Source organism: Brevundimonas sp. (assembly GCF_036399195.1).
Lineage (GTDB): Bacteria > Pseudomonadota > Alphaproteobacteria > Caulobacterales > Caulobacteraceae > Brevundimonas.
In genome coordinates, this window is record NZ_DASWNO010000003.1 from 1 (window position 1) to 19,577 (window position 19,577).

Annotated in this window: 19 protein-coding genes and 1 pseudogene; 17 read left to right on the forward strand and 3 right to left on the reverse strand. The window is 67.8% G+C overall.

Features of this window, described 5'->3' with window-relative positions; genetic code table 11:
• Nucleotides 1–718: thiazole synthase (locus VGB60_RS00315; protein ID WP_331036300.1), on the forward strand; the 718-nt coding region annotated here is incomplete at its 5' end.
• Nucleotides 719–739: 21 nt separating this feature from the next.
• Here the strand turns inward: VGB60_RS00315 and VGB60_RS00320 are convergent.
• Nucleotides 740–3,148, reverse strand: a complete 2,409-nt coding sequence (locus tag VGB60_RS00320; RefSeq protein ID WP_331036301.1) for a TonB-dependent receptor — start codon at nt 3,146–3,148, stop codon at nt 740–742.
• Nucleotides 3,149–3,393: 245 nt separating this feature from the next.
• Between VGB60_RS00320 and VGB60_RS00325 the strand changes: the two genes are divergently transcribed.
• The 13 genes from VGB60_RS00325 (at nt 3,394) to VGB60_RS00385 (ending at nt 14,093) form a co-directional block, all read left to right on the forward strand.
• On the forward strand, nt 3,394–3,861 hold the full coding sequence (locus tag VGB60_RS00325) for a DUF411 domain-containing protein (RefSeq protein WP_331036302.1): 468 nt from the start codon (nt 3,394–3,396) through the stop codon (nt 3,859–3,861).
• Nucleotides 3,862–3,929: 68 nt separating this feature from the next.
• Nucleotides 3,930–5,360: a serine--tRNA ligase gene (gene serS / locus VGB60_RS00330; protein WP_331036303.1), complete on the forward strand. Its 1,431-nt coding sequence runs from the start codon at nt 3,930–3,932 to the stop codon at nt 5,358–5,360.
• Nucleotides 5,361–5,517: 157 nt separating this feature from the next.
• Entirely contained in the window at nt 5,518–5,904 is a 387-nt protein-coding gene (locus VGB60_RS00335) for a hypothetical protein (RefSeq protein WP_331036304.1), read from the forward strand.
• A 61-nt stretch (nt 5,905–5,965) separates the two neighbouring features.
• Entirely contained in the window at nt 5,966–6,757 is a 792-nt protein-coding gene (surE, locus tag VGB60_RS00340; RefSeq protein ID WP_331036305.1) for a 5'/3'-nucleotidase SurE, read from the forward strand.
• The gene (locus tag VGB60_RS00345; protein WP_331036306.1) at nt 6,754–7,398 is read left to right on the forward strand and encodes a protein-L-isoaspartate(D-aspartate) O-methyltransferase; all 645 of its coding nucleotides are present in this window, start codon (nt 6,754–6,756) and stop codon (nt 7,396–7,398) included. The genes surE and VGB60_RS00345 overlap by 4 nt, the downstream gene beginning before the upstream one ends.
• 104 nt (nt 7,399–7,502) lie before the next feature.
• Nucleotides 7,503–8,606, forward strand: coding sequence for a M23 family metallopeptidase (locus tag VGB60_RS00350; protein WP_331036307.1), 1,104 nt, complete (start codon nt 7,503–7,505; stop codon nt 8,604–8,606).
• 120 nt (nt 8,607–8,726) lie between these two features.
• Entirely contained in the window at nt 8,727–9,044 is a 318-nt protein-coding gene (gene yajC, locus VGB60_RS00355) for a preprotein translocase subunit YajC (protein WP_331036308.1), read from the forward strand.
• Between the two features lie 29 nt (nt 9,045–9,073).
• Nucleotides 9,074–10,663, forward strand: a complete 1,590-nt coding sequence (gene secD / locus VGB60_RS00360; protein WP_331036309.1) for a protein translocase subunit SecD — start codon at nt 9,074–9,076, stop codon at nt 10,661–10,663.
• Nucleotides 10,664–10,667: 4 nt separating this feature from the next.
• Nucleotides 10,668–11,648 (forward strand): protein translocase subunit SecF, encoded by a 981-nt coding sequence (secF, locus tag VGB60_RS00365; protein ID WP_331036310.1) that lies wholly within the window; start codon nt 10,668–10,670, stop codon nt 11,646–11,648.
• A gap of 124 nt (nt 11,649–11,772) precedes the next feature.
• Nucleotides 11,773–12,390: a hypothetical protein gene (locus VGB60_RS00370; RefSeq protein WP_331036311.1), complete on the forward strand. Its 618-nt coding sequence runs from the start codon at nt 11,773–11,775 to the stop codon at nt 12,388–12,390.
• On the forward strand, nt 12,383–13,018 hold the full coding sequence (locus VGB60_RS00375) for a squalene/phytoene synthase family protein (protein WP_331036312.1): 636 nt from the start codon (nt 12,383–12,385) through the stop codon (nt 13,016–13,018). Before VGB60_RS00370 ends, VGB60_RS00375 begins: the two co-directional genes overlap by 8 nt.
• A gap of 54 nt (nt 13,019–13,072) precedes the next feature.
• Nucleotides 13,073–13,339 carry a DUF6894 family protein gene (locus VGB60_RS00380; protein WP_331036313.1) on the forward strand — a complete coding sequence of 89 codons (267 nt, stop codon included), beginning with the start codon at nt 13,073–13,075 and terminating at the stop codon, nt 13,337–13,339.
• Between the two features lie 22 nt (nt 13,340–13,361).
• A complete protein-coding gene (locus tag VGB60_RS00385; protein ID WP_331036314.1) occupies nt 13,362–14,093 on the forward strand; it encodes a Crp/Fnr family transcriptional regulator in 732 nt (243 codons plus the stop codon).
• Here VGB60_RS00385 and trmFO read toward each other — a convergent pair.
• Nucleotides 14,090–15,490 carry a methylenetetrahydrofolate--tRNA-(uracil(54)-C(5))-methyltransferase (FADH(2)-oxidizing) TrmFO gene (gene trmFO / locus VGB60_RS00390; protein ID WP_331036315.1) on the reverse strand — a complete coding sequence of 467 codons (1,401 nt, stop codon included), beginning with the start codon at nt 15,488–15,490 and terminating at the stop codon, nt 14,090–14,092. The genes VGB60_RS00385 and trmFO overlap by 4 nt on opposite strands.
• A 61-nt stretch (nt 15,491–15,551) precedes the next feature.
• On the opposite strand from trmFO, the gene VGB60_RS00395 reads away from it, so the two are divergent.
• From VGB60_RS00395 to VGB60_RS00405, 3 genes are all read left to right on the forward strand, one after another.
• Entirely contained in the window at nt 15,552–16,514 is a 963-nt protein-coding gene (locus VGB60_RS00395; RefSeq protein ID WP_331036316.1) for a hypothetical protein, read from the forward strand.
• A 25-nt stretch (nt 16,515–16,539) separates the two neighbouring features.
• Nucleotides 16,540–17,469, forward strand: coding sequence for a hypothetical protein (locus VGB60_RS00400; RefSeq protein WP_331036317.1), 930 nt, complete (start codon nt 16,540–16,542; stop codon nt 17,467–17,469).
• Between the two features lie 127 nt (nt 17,470–17,596).
• Nucleotides 17,597–18,421 (forward strand): hypothetical protein, encoded by an 825-nt coding sequence (locus VGB60_RS00405; RefSeq protein WP_331036318.1) that lies wholly within the window; start codon nt 17,597–17,599, stop codon nt 18,419–18,421.
• A 24-nt stretch (nt 18,422–18,445) separates the two neighbouring features.
• Here VGB60_RS00405 and VGB60_RS00410 read toward each other — a convergent pair.
• A pseudogene (locus VGB60_RS00410) lies at nt 18,446–19,577 on the reverse strand (excinuclease ABC subunit A); the annotation flags it as partial.

Sequence of the window (19,577 nt, forward strand, 5' to 3'; positions counted from 1 at the left end):
CGGCACGGGCAAGTACAGGGACTATGCCCAGAACGCCGCGGCCGCAGAGGCCGCTGGAGCAGAGATCGTGACCGTGGCGGTGCGGAGGGTGAACCTCAGCGATCCGTCGCAGCCGATGCTGGTGGATCACGTCAAGCCCGACCGCTTCACCTTCCTGCCCAACACGGCCGGTTGCTTCACCGGCGAGGACGCGGTGCGGACGCTGCGGCTGGCGCGCGAGGCTGGCGGCTGGGACCTGGTCAAGCTGGAGGTGCTGTCGGACACGGCGCACCTCTATCCCGACATGATCGAGACGCTGCGGGCGCTGGAGCTGCTGATCAAGGACGGCTTCCAGGTCATGGTCTACTGCACGGACGACGTCGTCATGGCCCGGCGGCTGGAAGAGGCGGGGGCGGCCGCCATCATGCCGGCCGCCGCCCCGATCGGTTCGGGCCTCGGCATCCAGAACCGCGTCAACATCCGGCTGATCGTCGAGCAGGCGAAGGTGCCTGTGCTGGTCGACGCCGGCGTGGGCACCGCATCCGACGCGACGATCGCGATGGAGCTGGGCTGCGACGCCGTGTTGATGAACACCGCTATCGCCGGAGCCAGGGATCCCATCCTGATGGCCTCGGCGATGAAGCACGCGGTCATCGCCGGCCGGGAGGCCTATCTGGCCGGACGCATGCCCCGCCGGATGTACGCCAGCGCCAGTTCGCCCATGGCTGGGCTGATCTGACGCCGGCGTGACCCTGCGGTTCTAGAACCGAGCCGATATCTCGAGGCCGTAGGTGCGGGGTTCGTTGAAGTTGGCGTAGTCGCCGATCGCGTTGGTGCCTGAACGGCCCTCGGTCGAGCGGCGATAGATGTGCTCTTCGTTCAGCAGGTTGCGCGACCAGACCGAGAAGGTCAGTTCGCGGCCGTCGCCGACGACCACCTCCGCCAGGGCGAGGCGGGCGTTGACGATGAAGGAGTCGTCCGTCTTTTCCGGCGACTGTTCGAAGCTCTGGGTGCCCTCGGAATAGTTGGCGTCGATGTGGGCCCGGAATTCGCCCCAGCTGAAGGGCCGGACCCAGTCGAGCGAGGCCGTCGCTGCATGGGGCGGCGTGTAGATGATGAACACCGGCTGGATCGCGCCGCAGGCGGGGCAGGCGGGAGAGGCCGGGAAAGGGTTCTGTGCGTCGGGCACGCTGGTCTCGGTATAGGCGTAGCCGAAGGTGAACCGCAGCTCCTCCGTCAGCTCCAGCACCGCGTCGAGTTCGAGCCCTGAGATGTCGGTCACGCCGGGCGCGTTGACCGTCTCCACGGTGTTCCGGGTGTTGCCGGTGACGGGGTCGGGGGCCACCAGGGTGAACTCGATCTGGCTGTTGGTCCGCTCCATCGCATAGGCCGCGACGTTGAGCTGCAGCCGGTCGAACAGCGTCGACTTCATGCCGATCTCATACGAGGCGACTTCCTCGGAATCGAACGGGGCGTAGGTCAGGGAGCGGGAGTTGGCCCCGCCGGCGCGATAGCCCGTGGCGTAGGTGGCGTAGAGGTTGATGTCGGGGGTGGCGTCATAGGCCAGGGTCACGACCGGGTCGAATCGGCTCTCGGTCAGTTCGAAGCGGAAGTCGCGCGGCGTGTTGCTGACGCGGTAGAGCACGCCGTTCTTCTCGTCGCGCGTCTGCCGGCCGCCCAGTGTCAGGTGCAGGGCGTCATTGAGCACAGGCGGCGTCCAGACGGTATGGACATAGAGGCCGGTGCTCATGGCCTCGGCGCGGCTGCCGCGGTCGATCGAACGGAAGCCTCGGGTGATGCCGGCGGTTTTCGGGTCACGGACGACGTAGTCTCCGTTCGAGCCGACATAGGTCAAGGTGCTGGGCGTCGCGGCCTCTTCCCAGGCCTCTTCCTCGAAATAGTAGAGGCCGACGACGTACTCGAACCGGTCTTCGAAAGCGGAGCCGACCAGCTGGAACTCCTGGCTGAACTGGGACTGCTGCATGTCCGAAAGGCTGTAGCGCGAGAAGTTGCGGGCCGCGTTCCCGGCCGGGGCGTTGGGCTGGAACACGGGCGGCCGGTTGGGGCCGCCGGCGTTGTCGTACTGATAGGCCTCAACCTCGCGGTAGGCGGTGATGGAGCGCAGCTCGAGGTCCGGCGTGACATCAAGGTTCATGTGCAGCGAGTGGCCGAAGGTCTTGTCGACGCTGGGCTGCTGCGGAACGCCGATGTCGGCCACGTCCTGGCGTTCCGGATGGACGAATACGCCTGGCGGGAGGGGCGAGATGGTCCCGACGGGACGCGGAAAGGCGGTCGAGACCGGCAGGCCCAGCGGGTTGTAGTTCACCAGCTGGCTGAGGAACGGCGTGCTCTCGCTGTAGCCGTTGTCATAGGCGTACAGGGCGTTGAACGCCTCGGTCGGCCGCCACAGCGCCGATACGCGCAGGCCGCGGCGGTCGATGTAATTCCACCCGGTCTGGCCCTCCATCGGGTTGCGGGTGGTTTCGTCGCGGTGCTGGAAGGCGCCGTCCAGCTTGACGCTGACGCCGGCGAACTCCGGCAGGTCCAGGTGCGCCTCGGCGTTGTAGCCGCCGTAGTTTGAAAGACCGGCGCGCGTGCGCAGGCCGAACTCACCGGTCGGGCGTCGGGTGACGAGGCTCACGGCGCCGCCTTCGGTGTTGCGGCCGAACAGGGTGCCTTGCGGCCCGCGCAGCACCTCGACCCGCTCGATGTCCAGCATGGTGGCGTTCAGCCCCTGCTGGCGGCCCAGATAAACGCCGTCCAGATAGACGCCGACTCCCTGTTCCCGCGCCGGCTGGTTGGCGTCGTTGGGCACGATGCCCCGAATGCCGACGGTGAGCGCGGTCTGGCGGGACTCGAAGGTCGAGACCCGCAGGCTTGGAACCGCCCCGTCGAACAGGTCGAGCAGCGACTGAACGTGACGATCTTCCAGGGTCTGGGCACCCACGACCGAGATGGCGATCGCGGTGTCCTGCAGATTGGTCTCGCGCTTGGTGGCGGTGACGAAGACGTCGTCGACACGCGCCAGCGGATCGCCTTCGGGGTCGGTGGTCTCGGGCGCGGCTATGTAGCTTATGGGCGCCGGGCTCTGGGCCAGGGCGGGTGAGGCGAAGGCCCCCAATGAGGCGCCCGCCAGCAAGGCGAGGCGAAGACCGGAACGATTCGACATGGAGACCCCCGTGTTTGTCAGGGCGGCTCTACGTTTGGTTCGTGTCGGGATTTCTCAGGTTTGGCCAAGCTTGGGTGTCGTTTGGGCGATGGAATTGCGGCGACTGCGCCGTGGACGGATGGTCGCGCGGCGACCCGGTGCTGGATGCCTGTCGTCGATCCGGGCGCGAAGCGTTCACCGCCACGCTCGCCTGCTACGACACTCATGCGTTAGGTTCGTGTTGCATTGGACCCAAGGTTCCCGCCATGACCGACCTCAGCCGCCGTCTTCTTCTCGCCTCCGCCGTGGGCGTGGTGTTCAGCGGCGCCGCGCAGGCTCAGAGCCGCCCCGACCGGACGCTGACGGTGTACAAGTCGCCGACCTGCGCCTGCTGCGACGGCTGGGTCGCGCATATGCGGCAGGCGGGATTCACCACCACGGTACGTGTGACGTCCGATGTACGCGCCGTCCGTCTGGCGCGGGGCCTCCCGGATGCGCTGGCGTCATGCCACACGGGCGTGATCGGCGGATATGCGGTGGAAGGTCATGTGCCCGCGGCCGACGTCGTGCGCCTGCTTGCCGAACGCCCGGAGGCCGTCGGGATCGCCGTGCCGGGGATGCCGCTCGGCTCGCCGGGCATGGAGGCGGGCGGGCGGCGCGAGCCGTTCGACACCGTGCTGGTTCTCCGCTCCGGCGCGACGCGGGTGTTCGCGCGGCACAACCGGGCCGCCTGACCGGGCCCCGGCTTGGCGGAATGCATCGCCGGGGCTAGAGCATCGGCTTCCTGCCGCCGAGACCGACCATGCACGACATCCGCGCCATCCGTGACAATCCCGCCGCCTTCGTCGACGGCTGGTCGTCGCGTGGCGTGGAGGACGCGCAGGCGCTGGTCGATCGCATCCTCGAGCTGGACCGCACGCTGCGCGCCGCCCAGACCGCCGGTCAGGACGCGCTGGCGAAGCGCAACGCGGCTTCCAAGCTGATCGGCGCGGCGATGGCGAAGAAGGACATGGCCGAGGCCGACCGGCTGAAGGCCGAGGTCGAGAGCCTGAAGGGCGAGATCGCGGCGCAGGAGGCGGTCGAGGGGGAAACCGGCAAGGCGCTGCGCGATCTGCTCGCGGCGCAGAAGAACCTGGCCGCGGACGATGTTCCGGACGGCGAGGATGAGGGCGGCAACGTGCTGGTCGGAACGCCGTGGGGCGAGCCGCGCCGGTCCGGCCCGGCCAAGGACCACGCCGACATCGGCGAGGCGCTGGGGCTGCTCGACTTCGAGGCGGCGGCGCGGATGAGCGGGGCCCGGTTCGCGGTGCTGAAGGGCGGGCTGGCGCGCCTGGAACGCGCGATCGGGCAATTCATGCTGGACGTGCAGACAACCGAGCACGGCTATCTGGAGGTCAATCCGCCATATCTGGTCCGCGACGAGGCGATGTTCGGGACGGGGCAGCTGCCGAAGTTCAAGGACGATCTTTTCGCCGCAACCTCATTTGATTTCGACAAGCTGCTTGAGGACTACAACTCGCTCACCGCAACGATCACGCAAGGCAACGAACCGGGGAATGAAGTCCCGGCGATGAAAGCCTTTTTCGCGCGAGTGCGAGTAGCCCACCATGGTCCCGATATCGCCAAGCACTTCCTCATCCCCACCGCCGAAGTCTCCCTCACCAACCTCGTCCGCGAGCAGGTCCTGCCGGAAGCAGATCTCGCCGAGCCCATGCGGCTCACCGCCCTGACGCCCTGTTTCCGGGCCGAGGCGGGCTCCGCCGGGCGCGACACCCGGGGCCTGATCCGTCAGCATCAGTTCCATAAGGTCGAGCTGGTCTCGATCACCCGGTCGGAGGACTCGGAAGCCGAGCACGAGCGGATGGTGCGTTGCGCCGAGGTGGTGCTGGAGAAGCTGGGGCTGCCCTATCGCCGCATGCTGCTGTGCAAGGGCGACATGGGCTTCTCGGCGCGGAAGACCTTTGATCTGGAGGTCTGGCTGCCCTCGCAGGGGACCTATCGCGAGATCAGCTCCTGCTCGAACTGCGGCGACTTCCAGGCTCGGCGGATGGACGCCCGCTTCAAGCGCGACGGCGAGAAGAAGACCGAGTTCGTCCACACCTTGAACGGCAGCGGGCTCGCCGTCGGTCGCACCCTTGTCGCGATCATGGAGAACTATCAGGACGAGGCCGGGCGGATCGCCGTGCCGGCGGTGCTGCAGCCCTACATGGGCGGGATGACGCACGTCGGTTGACCTAAATCCGCTCATCCCGGCGAAAGCGGGGACCCAGTGCTTTCGTTATGCATTGGCGGATGGGATGAACGAGGATCGCCCCCGGGCCAAGGCACCGATCATCCAAAGAACTGGGTCCCCGCTTTCGCGGGGATGAGCGGGATAAGGGAGTCGCCAGATGAAGATCATATTCGCCGCCGCCGCCGCACTGGCCCTGACCGCTTGCGCCTCGGCCAATCCGTCGTCGAACAAGTACAGCTACGCCGCATCCGACACCGCCTTCACCGGCTGGGCGCGCTTCTCTAACGGCGAATTCCAGCTCTATGGCGACGAGGATCAGGTGCTGCAGCCGTTCTCGCGCCCGTGCGTCTCGGGCGCCGCCTCGCGCGACGAGATGGCTCAGGCCATGGGAGACCTGCGCGGTCAGAAGGTTCGAATCACCGGTCGGACGGTCGCCTGGACCGAGGCCGTGAACGGCCGGATTGAGCACGCGCGCTCCGACATCCGCAACGATTGCGGGGGACCCTTCGTCATCCTCGCCGACGACATCCGGCCGGCGAACTGACCCTGCAGACGGACATGGGCGGTTGCGTCGCGGACCGGCGCGCTGCATGAGCGCGGGCGGCATGCGCATTCTTCTGACCAACGACGACGGCATCGAGGCCGAGGGGCTGGAATGCCTCGAGCGGATCGCCCGCGCGCTCTCCGACGAAGTCTGGGTGGTCGCGCCCCAGACCGAACAGTCCGGCAAGGGCCGGGGGATCACCTTGACCGAGCCGCTGCGGGTCAACCGCATGGGCGATCGCCGCTTCGCCGTGACGGGCACGCCGACTGACTGCGTGGTGTTGGCCGTCAACGACCTGATGCCCGAACGGCCCGATCTGGTGCTGTCAGGCGTCAACCGGGGCCACAACGTCGGCGAGGACTGCTCCTATTCCGGAACGGTCGCCGGCGCGCTGCAGGGCATGGCGTTCGGCATCCGCTCCATCGCCCTGAGCCAGTCGCTGGAGCGCTTCCACGACGAGGTGACGGCGCACTGGGAGACGGCTGAGGCCTTTGCGCCGCCCATCATCAGCCGCTTGCTGGCCCAGCCGTGGCAGCCCGGCGTGGTGATGAACCTGAACTTCCCGGCCCGTCCGCCCGAGGCCGTGACGGAGGTCGAGGTGACGCGGCAGGGGTTCCGCGACATCGGCGAGATGCACGCCATCCGCCGCACGGACCTGCGCGGCCGCGACTATTACTGGATGAGCTTCCGCGGTTCGAAGCAGGACCACGCCGAGGGGACCGACCTGCGCGCTGTCGACGAGGGGAAGATCTCCGTCACGCCGCTGCACATCGATCTGACGCACGCGCCGAGCATCCACGATTTGAAGGGCGTGCTCGGGGGGGCGCCGCCGAAGCGGGTGACCGCGGCATGAACCTGAACAACGACCGCGCCGGCCGACTGATCCTCGGGCTGCGGCAGCAGGGGGTGACGGACCCCAAGGTGCTGGCGGCGATGGAGTCGATCGACCGCGCCGTGTTCGTGCACGAGAAATTCCTCGATCAGGCCTGGGAGGATCAGGCCCTGCCGATCGACTGCGCCCAGACCATCTCCCAGCCCTATATCGTCGGCCTGATGACCCAGGCGCTGGACGTCCAGCCCCGCCATCGGGTGCTGGAGATCGGCACCGGCAGCGGCTACCAGGCCGCGGTGCTGAGCCGGCTGGCCCGCTATGTCTACTCAGTCGAACGCTATCGCAGCCTGCTGATCGAGGCCGAGGCGCGGCTGAAAGAGCTGAAGATCGACAACGTCATCACCCAGCATGGCGACGGCGGCCTCGGCTGGCCCCAACAGGCCCCGTTCGACCGAATCATGGTCACCGCCGCCGCACCGGGGGAGCCGACGGAACTGCTGCATCAGCTGAAACCCGGCGGCATTCTCGTTTGCCCCGTGGGCCGCAGTTCGGTGCAGATGCTGCACCGCTACGTCGGCCAGCCCGACGGCTCTTTCCACCGCGAAAGCCTGACCGAAGTTCGCTTCGTGCCCTTGGTCGAAGGCACGGCCAAGGAGGGGTAGGCGGCGGCCCGTTAACCTTCGCGCCCAACTTTGGCGCGGTTTGGCGGGTTGTCTGGGCCCGGGGACGCGACTCTCGTAATGACGATCAAGGGGCTACCGACAGCATGATCATCCGGTTCGGCATGAAGGTTCTGGCGGTGCTCGGCGCCGTGACCACCCTGGCGGCCTGCGCCAGCTATCCGGCCGAGCCGCGCTACTCCACCCGCGCTGAAAACGCCGCGCCCGCTCCCCCCCGGACACCCGCCGCGTCAGCTCCTGCCTTCCGGCCGGTCCCCACGGGCGAGGGCGTGCGCGGGGCGACCAATCCCGCCGACGAAGCGCCGCCGCCGCGCACCGCGCCGGTCGCGGCGATCGAGGGGGGCGCTCTGTCGACGCCGCTGAACACCGGACCCCGGCCGTACGCGGCCTCCACGCCCGCCGCCGGACCGGCGTCGGAAGGCTTCATCGCGCCGCCGCCGCCGAGCACCGGAACGGTCACTGTCGCAGCCGGAGCCAGCTATGAGATCCAGCCGGGCGACACCATCTCCGGCATCGGGCGTCGTTTTCAGACGCCGGTCCAGAACCTGATTGATCTGAACAGCCTCGGGCCGCGCGCCGCGATCACGCCGGGCCAGCGGCTGATCCTGCCGACGAGCGCCGTGGACATCGGCGGCGATCCCTACGCCACGGGCCCGTCGCCCGCGGGGGTCCAGGTGGCCGAGGCGGGTGCGCCGCCTCCGCCGCCGCCGCCGCCGCCGTCCGGGAACGCCGCCCTGCCGCCCGCGCCGCGCGAGCCCGCGGCGACAGCCGGCCCGGTCGCGCCGGCGCCCGCGGCCTCGACGGTCGCGCTGGACTGGCCGGTGCGGGGCGACATCCTGCGCCGTTTCGGCCCCGTGGGGATGGGAGAGCGCAACAACGGCGTCAACATCGGCGCGGCGCAGGGGGCCGAGGTCCGCGCCTCGGCGGCCGGGCGCGTCGGCTATGTCGGCGACGACCTGGCGGGGCAGGGGCTCACCGTCCTGATCGTCCACCGCGACGGCTGGCGCACGGTTTACGGCCATCTCGGCTCGGCGCTGGTGCGCGACGGCGACGAGATCAGGGCCGGGCAGCAGATCGGCACGGTCGGGAACACCGCGGGTGACGGCCGTCCCTCGGTGCATTTCGAGACCTGGCGCATGCGCGGGGACCAGCCCAACGCCGTCGACCCGCTGACCGTGTTGCCGCGATAGCGCACGGCGGCGACGCCGGCGAAGCGTCGCGTTGCAATGTGCGGCGGCTCACCCTAGTTTCCGCGCCTCATTTTCAAGGGTCGCCGGGGGCGGCGGACCCGTACGTTCACGGAGACTATCGTGCAGGAACTTTTGGCGGGTCCGTTCGGCACCCTGATCTTCTTCGTACCCGTCATCATCCTGTTCTACTTCATGCTGATCCGTCCGCAGCAGAAGCAGATGAAGGCCCATCAGGCCCTGGTCGCCGGCCTCAAGCGCGGCGACACCGTGGTGATGTCCAGCGGCATGATCGGCAAGGTCACGCGCGTCGAGAATGACGAGGCCATGGTCGAGATCGCCCAAGGCGTGAACGTCCGCGTGGTCAAGCAGATGATCACCCAGGTCCGCGACCGCACCGCAATCGCCGCCAACGACACCAAGACCATCGCCAAGTCCTGACGCCGTTCTGAGAGGTCGGGAACGCCCGCATGATCCATCTGTCGCGCTGGAAGGTCATCCTTCTCGTCCTGTCCGTTCTGTTCGGGGCGCTGTTCGCGTTTCCGAACGTCCTGACGCCCGCCCAGCGCGAGGCGCTGCCGGGCTGGCTGCCGTCCAGCGGCGTGAACCTCGGCCTCGACCTGCAGGGCGGATCGTATCTGCTGCTTGAAGTCGATCTGCCGGCCATGCGGGCCAAGCGAATGGCCAACCTCGTCGAGGACGCGCGCCTGACGATGTCGGAGGCCCGGATCGGCGTCGCCAGCATCGCCCGGCAGGACAACGGCGTCGTAATCACCCTCAGCGACCCGGCTCAACAGGAAGCCGCGCGCCTCGCCATGCAGGCGATCATCACGCCCGGCCCTACCGGCGTCGCGGACCGTCAGGTGCAACGGGTCGGCGACAACCGCCTTCGCTACGGCTTCACGCAACAAGCGTACAACTCGATGGGCGCGGACGCCGTGACCCAGTCGATCGAGGTCGTCCGCCGCCGTCTCGACCCGTCCGGCACCAAGGAAATCTCCATCACCCGCCAGGGCGCCGAGCGGATCGTGGTCGTGGCCCCCGGTCAGAGCGATCCCACCGAACTCGAGCGTCTGGTCGGCCAGACCGCCCAGCTGACCTTCCAGCTGGTCAACGTCGAAGCCTCCGTCGCGGAAGCCGTCGCCGGCGCCGTCCCCCCTGATTCCGAACTGGTGCCTGACGAAACCGGGTCTCCGCTGCTGCTGAAGCGCCGCATTCTGGTCTCGGGCGACAACCTGAACCGCGCCTTCGTCACCACGGACCAGAGCAACCAGACCGCCATCGGCTTCCGCTTCGACGGTCAGGGCGCCCGCCGCTTCGGCGACGCCACGGCCGCCAACATCGGCCGGCCGTTCGCCATCGTGCTGGATGGTCGCGTGATCTCGGCCCCGACGATCCGCAGCGCCATCACCGGCGGCAACGGCATCATCGAAGGGCAGTTCACCATCGCCCAGGCCTCGGAGCTGGTGAACCTGCTGAACGGCGGCGCCCTGCCGGCGCCGCTGCAGGTCGAGGAACGCCGGACCGTCACCGCCGAGCTGGGAGCCGACGCGGTCGCCGCCGGCGCGGTGTCCACCATCGTCGGCTTCATCATCATCGTGGTGTTCATGCTGGCCGCCTATGGCTTCCTGTTTGGCGGGATCTCGGTGATCGGCCTGTTGCTGAACGGCCTGCTCATCGTCGCCGCCATGTCGATGATCGGGGCCTCGCTGACCCTGCCCGGCATCGCCGGTCTGGTGCTGACCTTCGCCGTGGCCGTGGACGCCAACGTGCTGATCTACGAACGCATGCGCGACGAGGCGAGGGCGGGGCGCAGCGTCATCGCCTCCATGGACGCCGGCTTCAACAAGGCCATGGGCACCATCATCGACGCCAACCTGACCACCCTCGTCGCGGCGCTGATCATGTTCGTCTTCGGCGCGGGCCCGGTGCGCGGCTTCGCCTGGACGCTGACCATCGGCGTCTTCACCTCGATGCTGTCGGCCGTCTTGGTCGCCCAGATCGGACTGGCCTGGTGGCTGAAGCTCGCCAAGCCCAAGAAACTGCCGATCGCGGAGTGATGTGATGCGTGGATGGCCCCTCATCAAACTGCTGCCGACGACGACGAACTTCAAGTTTGTCAAATACGCCCGGCTGGCCGCCGTGTTCTCGGTCGTGCTCTGCGCGGCCTCGATCATCGGCTGCTTCTATCCCGGCCTGAACATGGGCATCGACTTCCGGGGCGGCGCCTCGATGGAGGTGGCCAAGCCCGCGGGTCAAACCATCTCGCTTGAGGACATGCGCGGCGCCGTCAGCGAGCTGGGACTCGGCGACGTCCAGGTGCAGGGCATCGCCCGTCGCGACACCTCGATCGCCGACGGCTCGACGGCCGTGGTGCGGTTCCAGATCCCGGAAGACGCCAACCAGTCCGAGGTCGTCCGCCGCGTGGAGGCCGCGATCGCCGGGGCCGTCGGTGACGTCACCTACTCCGGCGTAGAGGTGGTCGGGTCGAAGGTGTCCGGCGAACTGTTCCGGTCCGGCATCATGGCGCTCGGCCTCGCGACCTTGCTGATGTTCGCCTACATCTGGTTCCGCTTCGAGCCGCAGTTCGGCTTCGGCGCCATCGCCGGTCTGGTCCACGACGTGATCCTGACGTTCGGCCTGATCGTGATCATGCGGCTGGAGTTCAGCCTGAACATGGTCGCCGCCATCCTGACCGTCATCGGCTATTCGATGAACGACACCGTGGTGGTGTTCGATCGCCTCCGCGAGAACCTACGCAAGTACAAGCAGATGCCGCTGCGCGAGGTGATCGACCTGTCGATCAACGAGACCCTCAGCCGCACCGTCATCACCGGCATGACCGCGGTCATGGTGCTGGCGGCGCTGGCCTTCCTCGGGGGCGAGGCCCTGTTCGGCTTCTCGATCGCCCTGATGTTCGGCATCATCGTCGGCACCTATTCGTCGATCTACGTCGGCGCGCCGATCATCCTGCTGTGGGGCGTCAAGCGCGGCGAGCGCGACGACCCCAAGGCGGTCAAGCTCGGCATGGCGAGCCTGCCCTAAGGGCGAGGAAAGACCCTTCGGTCTTTCGGTTTTTGGGGGCTCCACCTCGCGCTATGGTGACGCTCTGAACGAATCGGGCGGGCTTCGGCCTGCGCGCTTCATCCGAGCTCTGGGAGGGGCCGCCATGGGCAAACTGCTGTCGAACTTTCGCACCACCATCCTGCTGAGCACCGCGCTGGCGGTGATCATGATCCTGGCCTTCGGTCAGGTGTCGGGCGCCTATGACGCGACCTTCTGGCAGGCGGTCCTGCGTTGGGTGCACGTCGTCGCCGGCATCCTGTGGATCGGCCTGCTGTACTATTTCAACTTCGTCCAGATCCGGGTCATGCCGTCGATCCCGGCAGAGCTGAAGCCGGCGATCGGCAAGCATATCGCCCCGGAGGCCCTGTTCTGGTTCCGCTGGTCCGCGCTGGCGACGGTGCTCGCCGGTCTCGGTGTGATGCTGACGCGGGGCCATGCCTACGCCGCAGAGGTCCTGACTTTCGGCCTGGCGCAGGGCCTGACCGAGGACCAGAAGGGCTTCACCCTCATGGGCATCGGCGTCTGGCTGGCCATCGTCATGTTCCTGAACGTCTGGGGCATCATCTGGCCGAACCAGAAACGGGCGCTGGGCATCGTCCCGGCCGCGGACGACGTGAAGGCCAAGGCTGCCCGGGTCGCCATGCTGGCCAGCCGAACCAACCTGCTGCTGTCGCTGCCGATGCTGACCTCGATGGCGATGTACCAGACCCTGTTTGGCTGAGGCGGACCACAGTCTCGACGCGCAGGTTCGCGCCGCCGACCTAGACCGCTGGCTCTCGAGCCGGTTCGTCACGGACCCGGCGGCGCGGGCGGACCTGCTGGCCCTGTACGCCTTCGAGGCTGAGCTGCTCGCCATCCCGACGCGCGTCACCCAGCCCCTGCTGGCGGAGATGCGCTACGTCTGGTGGCGCGATCAGATGGACGGCGTGTTTTCCGCGGCGGCTCGCAAGGGTCACCCGGTGCTGGAGGCGCTCACCGACGCCGTGAGCCGCCGCAGGCTCGAGCGCACCCCCTTCGACGCCCTGATCGAGGCGCACATCGGCCGGGTGCACGGCGAACCGCACGACCTCGACGCCTTCTACGTCGGACCCCTGCAGACCGCGGTCCGCATCCTGGCGGGACCTGGCTATGATGAAGCCGTCATCGAGGCGGGCCGAGCCTGGGGATTGACCCAGACCGGACGCGCGGAGGAGGCGAGGGCGGCGCGCCGCGGCGCCCGGGCCGACGTCCGGCGTCTGCCCTCCGCCGCCTTTCCCGCCGTCGCTCATGTGGTGCTGGACCGGCCGGGCGAGCCCGAGGCGGTCAAATCCCTGCGCTTGACCTGGGCCGTGGCGCGGGGTCGCATCTAGGGCAAGGCCGGCGCGGGACTGAACCTAAGCCGGAGCACCGCATTACCCCGGCGGATGCCCCGTTACTTCTTCCATATCCACAACGGCCTCGGGCTGACCGAGGATGAGGAAGGGCAGGAGCTCCCGTCGCCGGACGCGGCGATCGCCGCGGCGCTTGACGGCATCCGCTCCGTGCTCAGTTCAGGCGTGCGTGAAGGAGAGCTCAACCTCCACGGTAGCCTCGAAGTCGTCGACGAGGCCGGACGGTTGCTGCGGATGGTGCCATTCAGCGAAGCCGTCCGGATCACCGGCGAGCCGCGCGTCCGGTTGTCGGGAGGATAGCTGGATGGTGCGGCTTGGAGAGATGCTCGCGAGGCACCTGGCGACCATCGGCGACCTGCCGTCGGAGGATTACGCCGCCCTGTGCGCCCTGCCGGGCGAAATCCGGTCCGTTCCTCGTCACACCGACGTGCTCACACTGGGCGAGCGGCCCAGCGAGGTGGTGCTGGTCCTCAGCGGATTGCTTTATCGCTACTCTCTAAGCCCCGACGGCATCCGGCAGGTGCACTCGTTCTACATGCCGACGGAGGCGCCGTGTCTCGAGACCCTGTACATCGACTACATGGACAATGGACTGGCGGCGGCCGTCGATAGCGAGATCGGCGCGATCCCGCACGAGCCCATCTACCGGCTGATCGACGAGCGGCCCCAGGTGCGAAAGTTGCTCTGGCGTCAGACGCTGGTCCAAGCCGCCATCTTCCGGCAGTGGCTGCTGAGAAACAGCCGATTGCCGGCCCATGCGTGCGTCGCCAACCTGTTCTGCGAGATCTTCACGCGCGCCAAGGCGGCGGGTCTGGCCAAGGGCGACGCCTGCGACCTGCCGATGACGCAGGAACTGCTGGCCGACGCCGTCGGCATGACGGCCGTTCACGCGAACCGGACGGTGATGCTGCTGCGCGAAACCGGCGCGGTCGAGTGGAAGGGGGGCAAGCTGACGATCCGCGATTGGGGCCGCCTGGCGGAGATCGGCGACTTCGACCCGGCCTATCTCCACCTCCGGCCGGGTCCGGAGCCGGCCAAGGCGCTGCGCCGTTAGGCGTCGTCGCGCCAGCCCTTCAGCGCTTCCATCGCCCGCATGCTCATCAGCCGCTTCTTCGCCCGGCCGCGATCCTTGGGGTTGATGCGTCGGCCTTCCGCGTCGGTCTTTGGCGCCTCGAGCGGCGGCAGCAGGCCGTAGTTGATGTTCATCGGCTGGAACTTCGAGATGCCGCCGGGACCCTCTAGATGGCCGCCGGTGATGTGCTCGACCAGCGCGCCCACGGCTGTCTCCTGCGGCGGGGCTTCCAGCGGTCGCCCCAGCCGTTCGGCCGCCGCCAGCCGACCTGCGAGCAGACCCATGGCGGCGCTCTCGACATACCCCTCGACGCCCGTGACCTGCCCGGCGAAGCGCAGCCGCGGCATCGCCTTCAGCCGCAACTGGCGGTCCAGCAGCTTCGGCGAGTTAAGGAAGGTGTTGCGGTGCAGGCCGCCCAGCCGCGCGAACTGCGCGTCCTGCAGGCCCGGGATCATGCGGAAGACCTCCGCCTGCGCCCCGTGCTTCAGCTTGGTCTGGAAGCCGACCATGTTGAACAGCGTCCCGAGCGCATTGTCCTGACGCAGTTGGACGATGGCATGGGCCTTGACCTGCGGGTCTCGCGGATTCGTCAGGCCGACCGGTTTCATCGGGCCGTGGCGCAGGGTCTCGCGGCCGCGCTCGGCCATGACCTCGATGGGCAGGCAGCCATCGAAGTAGGGGACGTTCTCCCACTCCTTGAACTCGGCCTTCGGACCCGCCAGCAGGGCGTCGATGAAGGCTTCGTACTGACCCTTGTCCATGGGACAGTTGACGTAGGCCGCCGCGTCGCCGCCCGGTCCCTCCTTGTCGTATCGCGACTGCCGCCAGGCGATGTCGAAGTCGATCGAGTCGGCGTGAACGATAGGCGCGATGGCGTCGAAGAAGCTCAGGCTCTTTTCGCCCGTCGTCTTCAGAATGGCTTCTGCAAGGGCGGGGGAGGTCAGCGGGCCGGTGGCGACGATGACGTTGTCCCAGTCCTCGGGCGGCAGGCCCGCGATCTCCTCACGCACGATGGTGACGAGAGGATGCGCCTCCAGCCGGGCCGTGACCGCCTGGGAGAAGCCTTCCCGGTCGACCGCGAGGGCGCCGCCCGCCGGGACCTGATTCAGATCACCACAGGCCATGATGACCGAGTCGAGGGCGCGCATCTCGGCGTGCAGCAGGCCCACGGCGTTGTATTCCCAGTCGTCCGAGCGGAACGAGTTGGAACAGACCAGTTCCGCCAGTCCGTCGGTGTGGTGGGCGTCGGTCCGGACGCCGGGCACACCGCGCATCTCGTGCAGCACCACGGGCACGCCCGCCCGGGCGATCTGCCAGGCCGCTTCCGAGCCCGCGAGGCCGCCGCCGACGACGTGGATAGGGTTGGGGCTGTCAGTCATGCCGGGCTTCTAGCCGCCGCGCGCCGGACCGGCTAGCGTGCTCCGGGGACGGGGGACTGAAATGGCGCGATTCTCGATCGGAACGGCGATAGGCGACGGGTTCAGCCTGATACGCCGACGGCCGCTGGCGGTGTTCGTCTGGGGCCTGCTGATGATCGCCCCCGCGGCCGGTTCCTTCGCCCTCGTGTTCCCCGCAATGGGCGAGTTGATCGCGCAGATGCCCGCGCCGGGTGAAGCTGAAGCCTATGCTGGGCCGCCCGACCAGTTGATGGCGCAGATGATGCAACTCCAGGCGGCTTCCATGCTGCTCAACATCGGATTGATGCTTGTCATGGTCGTCGTTTACGCCGCGATCTTCCGGACCATCCTGCGCCCCGGAGACAGCGGCGCCTTCTCGCTTCGGGTCGGTATGGATGAGCTTCGGATAGGCGTTGTCGGGCTGGCCATCGGGGTGGGGCTGTACGCCGCGATGCTGCTGCTGGTGGTGATCTGTGCGGTCGTCGGCTTCGCCGTATGGACAGCGGGCGGGAGGGTTCTGTTTGCGGTCGTTGTCGGTTTGCTGGTGATAGCGGCCATGGTCGCCGCCTGTATCGGGCTTGCTCGGGTGTCGCTGATCCCTCCGGCGACCTTGCTCTACCGCGATTTCGCCTTCAGCCAAGGCTGGCGGCTGGCGCAGGGGCAGACCCTGCGGCTGTTCGGCCTGCTGGTCCTGATCTTCCTGATGATCCTGCTGGTCGAAACAGTCCTGTTGATCGGCGGTGTGACGGCCTTCGCGGCTTCTGGCCTCGCATCCGGATTCGACTGGACTCAGACCGGACCGGACTTCAATCCCTTCGCGGCGGTCAGCGCCTGGGTCGCCCGCAACTGGTACTGGAGCGTGCTCGGCGGGCTGGTCGGCGCCTTCCTGTACGGCGTGCTCATGACCCTCGCCATCGCGCCGTTCGCCTCAGCCTGCCGCCAACTCGCGGCAAGCGCATCATCTGCCTCGGACGCCATCCAGCGCCCGGCGCCGCCCTTGGGCTAAGATGGGCCCAACGACAGGAGACTCCATGACCTTCTCGGCAACCGACGCGGCGTTCGAAGGCTTCCGCCTTGTTCGTCGCAACCCCCTGGCGCTCGTGGCGTGGACGCTGCTTTACGCGGTGCTGACCTTGGCGACCCTCTTCTCCCTGACCGGAGTGGTCGGCCGGCTCGAGGCATGGACCGAGCAGGCCGAGGCGATGGAGTCGGTGGCCGAGCCGACCATGCAGCAGGTGATGGCCCTGATGGGCAGTTTCAGCGGCATCATGCTGGGAGTGGCCTGGTTGCTGCCCGTCGCCCTCGTCGTCGGCGCCGTGCTCAGCGCGGCGGTCGCCCGCGGGACGCTGGCTCCGTCGAAGGACCGGTTCGGCTACCTGCGACTGGGGATGGATGAGGTGCGGGTTCTGGCGGTGACGTTCGTGCTCGGCCTGATCATGACACTCGTGGGCGCGGTCGCGTTCGTCACGGTCGGCGTTCTCACGGGAGTCGCCAAGGCCGGGGCGGGCGATGGATTGGCGGCCATCGTCGCTCTGGTCGGCATATTGGGAGCGCTCTGCCTGCTGATTTGGCTGTCGGTCCGGCTGAGTCTGGCGGTCCCCATCACGGTCGCCGAACGGCGCATCGCGTTCTTCGATTCCTTCCGCCTGACGAAGGGCCGGTTCTGGCCGCTGCTCGGCATGGCGGTCCTGGCGATCGTCATGGTCTTGCTCGTGCAACTGCTGTCGTCGATCGTCAGCATGCCGTTGGCGGTCATGTCGGGTCTTGAAAGCTGGTCGTTCGGCAGCGGCCAGGACGCCGAGGCCGTCCGCGAAGCGCTGGACGTGACGAACCCTTGGGTGATCGCCAATGCGCTGGTCGAGGCGATCGTGTCGGCTTTGACGGTCGGCATCCTGTACGCGCCCTTCGCCGCCGCCTATCGCGACATCGTCGCCGCCAGCAACAGGCCCCAGGTGACGTAGGCCACCCGCACCGCCATATCTGCTGCGAACGCGCTGGGCGCTACCAAGGGCCCGTAAACCGCTTCGACGGGCGTAGCTGCACTCTGGCGGGGAGCTGTATCGTGCTCCGATCGACAGGGAGCCCGTGATGATCGCCGCCTTGGTCTTGGCCGCGGTGTTGAGCGCGCAGGACGCGCTCGAGCTGTTCGCCCCGGACGTGGTGTCCGGTCCCGGCCTGTTTCAGGGGAGCTTCACACCCGACGGGCAGGCCTTCCATTTCTTTCGCCGAATAGGGCAGGGCGAGAACTACCGCCTTTATGTCACCCGGCAGCAAGACGGTGAGTGGTCGCCAGCCCGGCAGGTCGAAAGCCCGACCTCGGATTTATATCCCAGCTTCTCGCCGGATGGACGGCGGATGGCGTTCATCTCCTATCGGCCCACCCCGGGCGGCGCCTTGGCGCGAAACGCGACGGCGATCTGGGTGCAGGGGGACGGCGGCAGGGGAGAACCGCAATGGCAGTCAGCGGCGACGCCGCGCGACCGCTATGTCTCCACCCTGGAGCATCGCGCCGACGGATCCCTCTGCTTCCGCAGTTTCTCGCTCGACTATTCAGACCTGCAGTTTCTCTGCGCCCGCTGGGACGGGCAGGCTTATGGCGCTCCCGAACCCGACGACGCGCTGCGGGGTCTCAGAGGTCGCCTCCCAGAGGGCAAGGAACTCGGCGGGGGCGTGATGTCGCCCTCGGGCCAGACACTGATCCTTGAGATCGTCAGTCGCGATCCGGCCACTGACCGTTTGACCTCCGACCTCTGGCGCGCGGATCGGCAGGGCGAGGCCTGGGGCGATCCACGGCCGCTCGCTGACGAGATCAACTCGCCCCTCCGAGAGGCCTTCCCGATCTTCTCACCGACCGGAGAGCTCTACTTCGTTCGGGATTTCAGAGACTACTACCGGATTGGCAGGGTCGATTAGACTGCCCTGGCTGCCGAACGCCAGTCAGGCCCTGCCGCGTCTCCTGGCCGGGGCGGCCTTCTCCGGCCTCGAGAGAACCGGTGTCCGCAAAGCCGCGATCCTGGCCTTGCGCCGCGTTTCGTGCCGGTCCAGCACCTCCTTGAGGTATTTTCCGGTCCAGCTCTTCGGATTGGCGGCGACCTGTTCCGGTGTACCGACGGCCACGATCTCGCCGCCGCCGTCGCCGCCTTCGGGCCCGAAGTCCAGCAGCCAGTCGGCCACCTTGATCACGTCGAGGTTATGCTCGATCACGACGATGGTGTTGCCGTTCTCGACCAGCTCCTGAAGCACCTCGAGCAGCTTGCGCGTGTCCTCAAAATGCAGGCCCGTGGTCGGTTCGTCGAGGATGTAGAGCGTCTTGCCTGTCGCGCGTTTCGACAGCTCCTTCGACAGCTTGACCCGCTGGGCTTCGCCGCCCGAAAGGGTGGTCGCCGACTGACCGACCTTGACGTAGCCGAGGCCGACGCGGTTCAGGGTCAACATCTTGTCGCGGATCGAGGGTACGGCCTTGAAGAAGCTCGCCGCTTCCTCGACCGTCATGTCCAGAACGTCGGATATGCTCTTGCCCTTGAAGACGATTTCCAGCGTCTCGCGGTTGTAGCGTTTGCCCTTGCAGACGTCGCAGGTGACGTAGACGTCGGGGAGGAAATGCATCTCGATCTTGATCAGGCCGTCGCCCTGACAGGCCTCGCAGCGCCCGCCCTTGACGTTGAAGCTGAAGCGGCCGGGGCCGTAGCCGCGGGCCTTGGACTCCGGCAGGCCGGCGTACCAGTCGCGGATCGGGCCGAAGGCGCCGGTGTAGGTCGCGGGATTTGAGCGCGGGGTGCGCCCGATGGGCGACTGGTCGATGTCGATGACCTTGTCGAACATCTCCAGCCCCTCGATGCGGTCGAAGGGGGCCGGGGCGTCCGAGGCGTTGTGCAGCCGGCGGGCGGCGGCCTTGTAGAGGGTCTCGATGGTGAAGGTCGACTTGCCGCCGCCGGACACGCCGGTGACGCAGGTGAACAGGCCGGCGGGGATCTCGCCGGTGACGCTTTTCAGGTTGTTGCCGGTCGCGCCGCTGATCCTCAGCATCTTCTTGCGGTCGACAGGACGGCGACCTTCGGGCGGCAGTTCG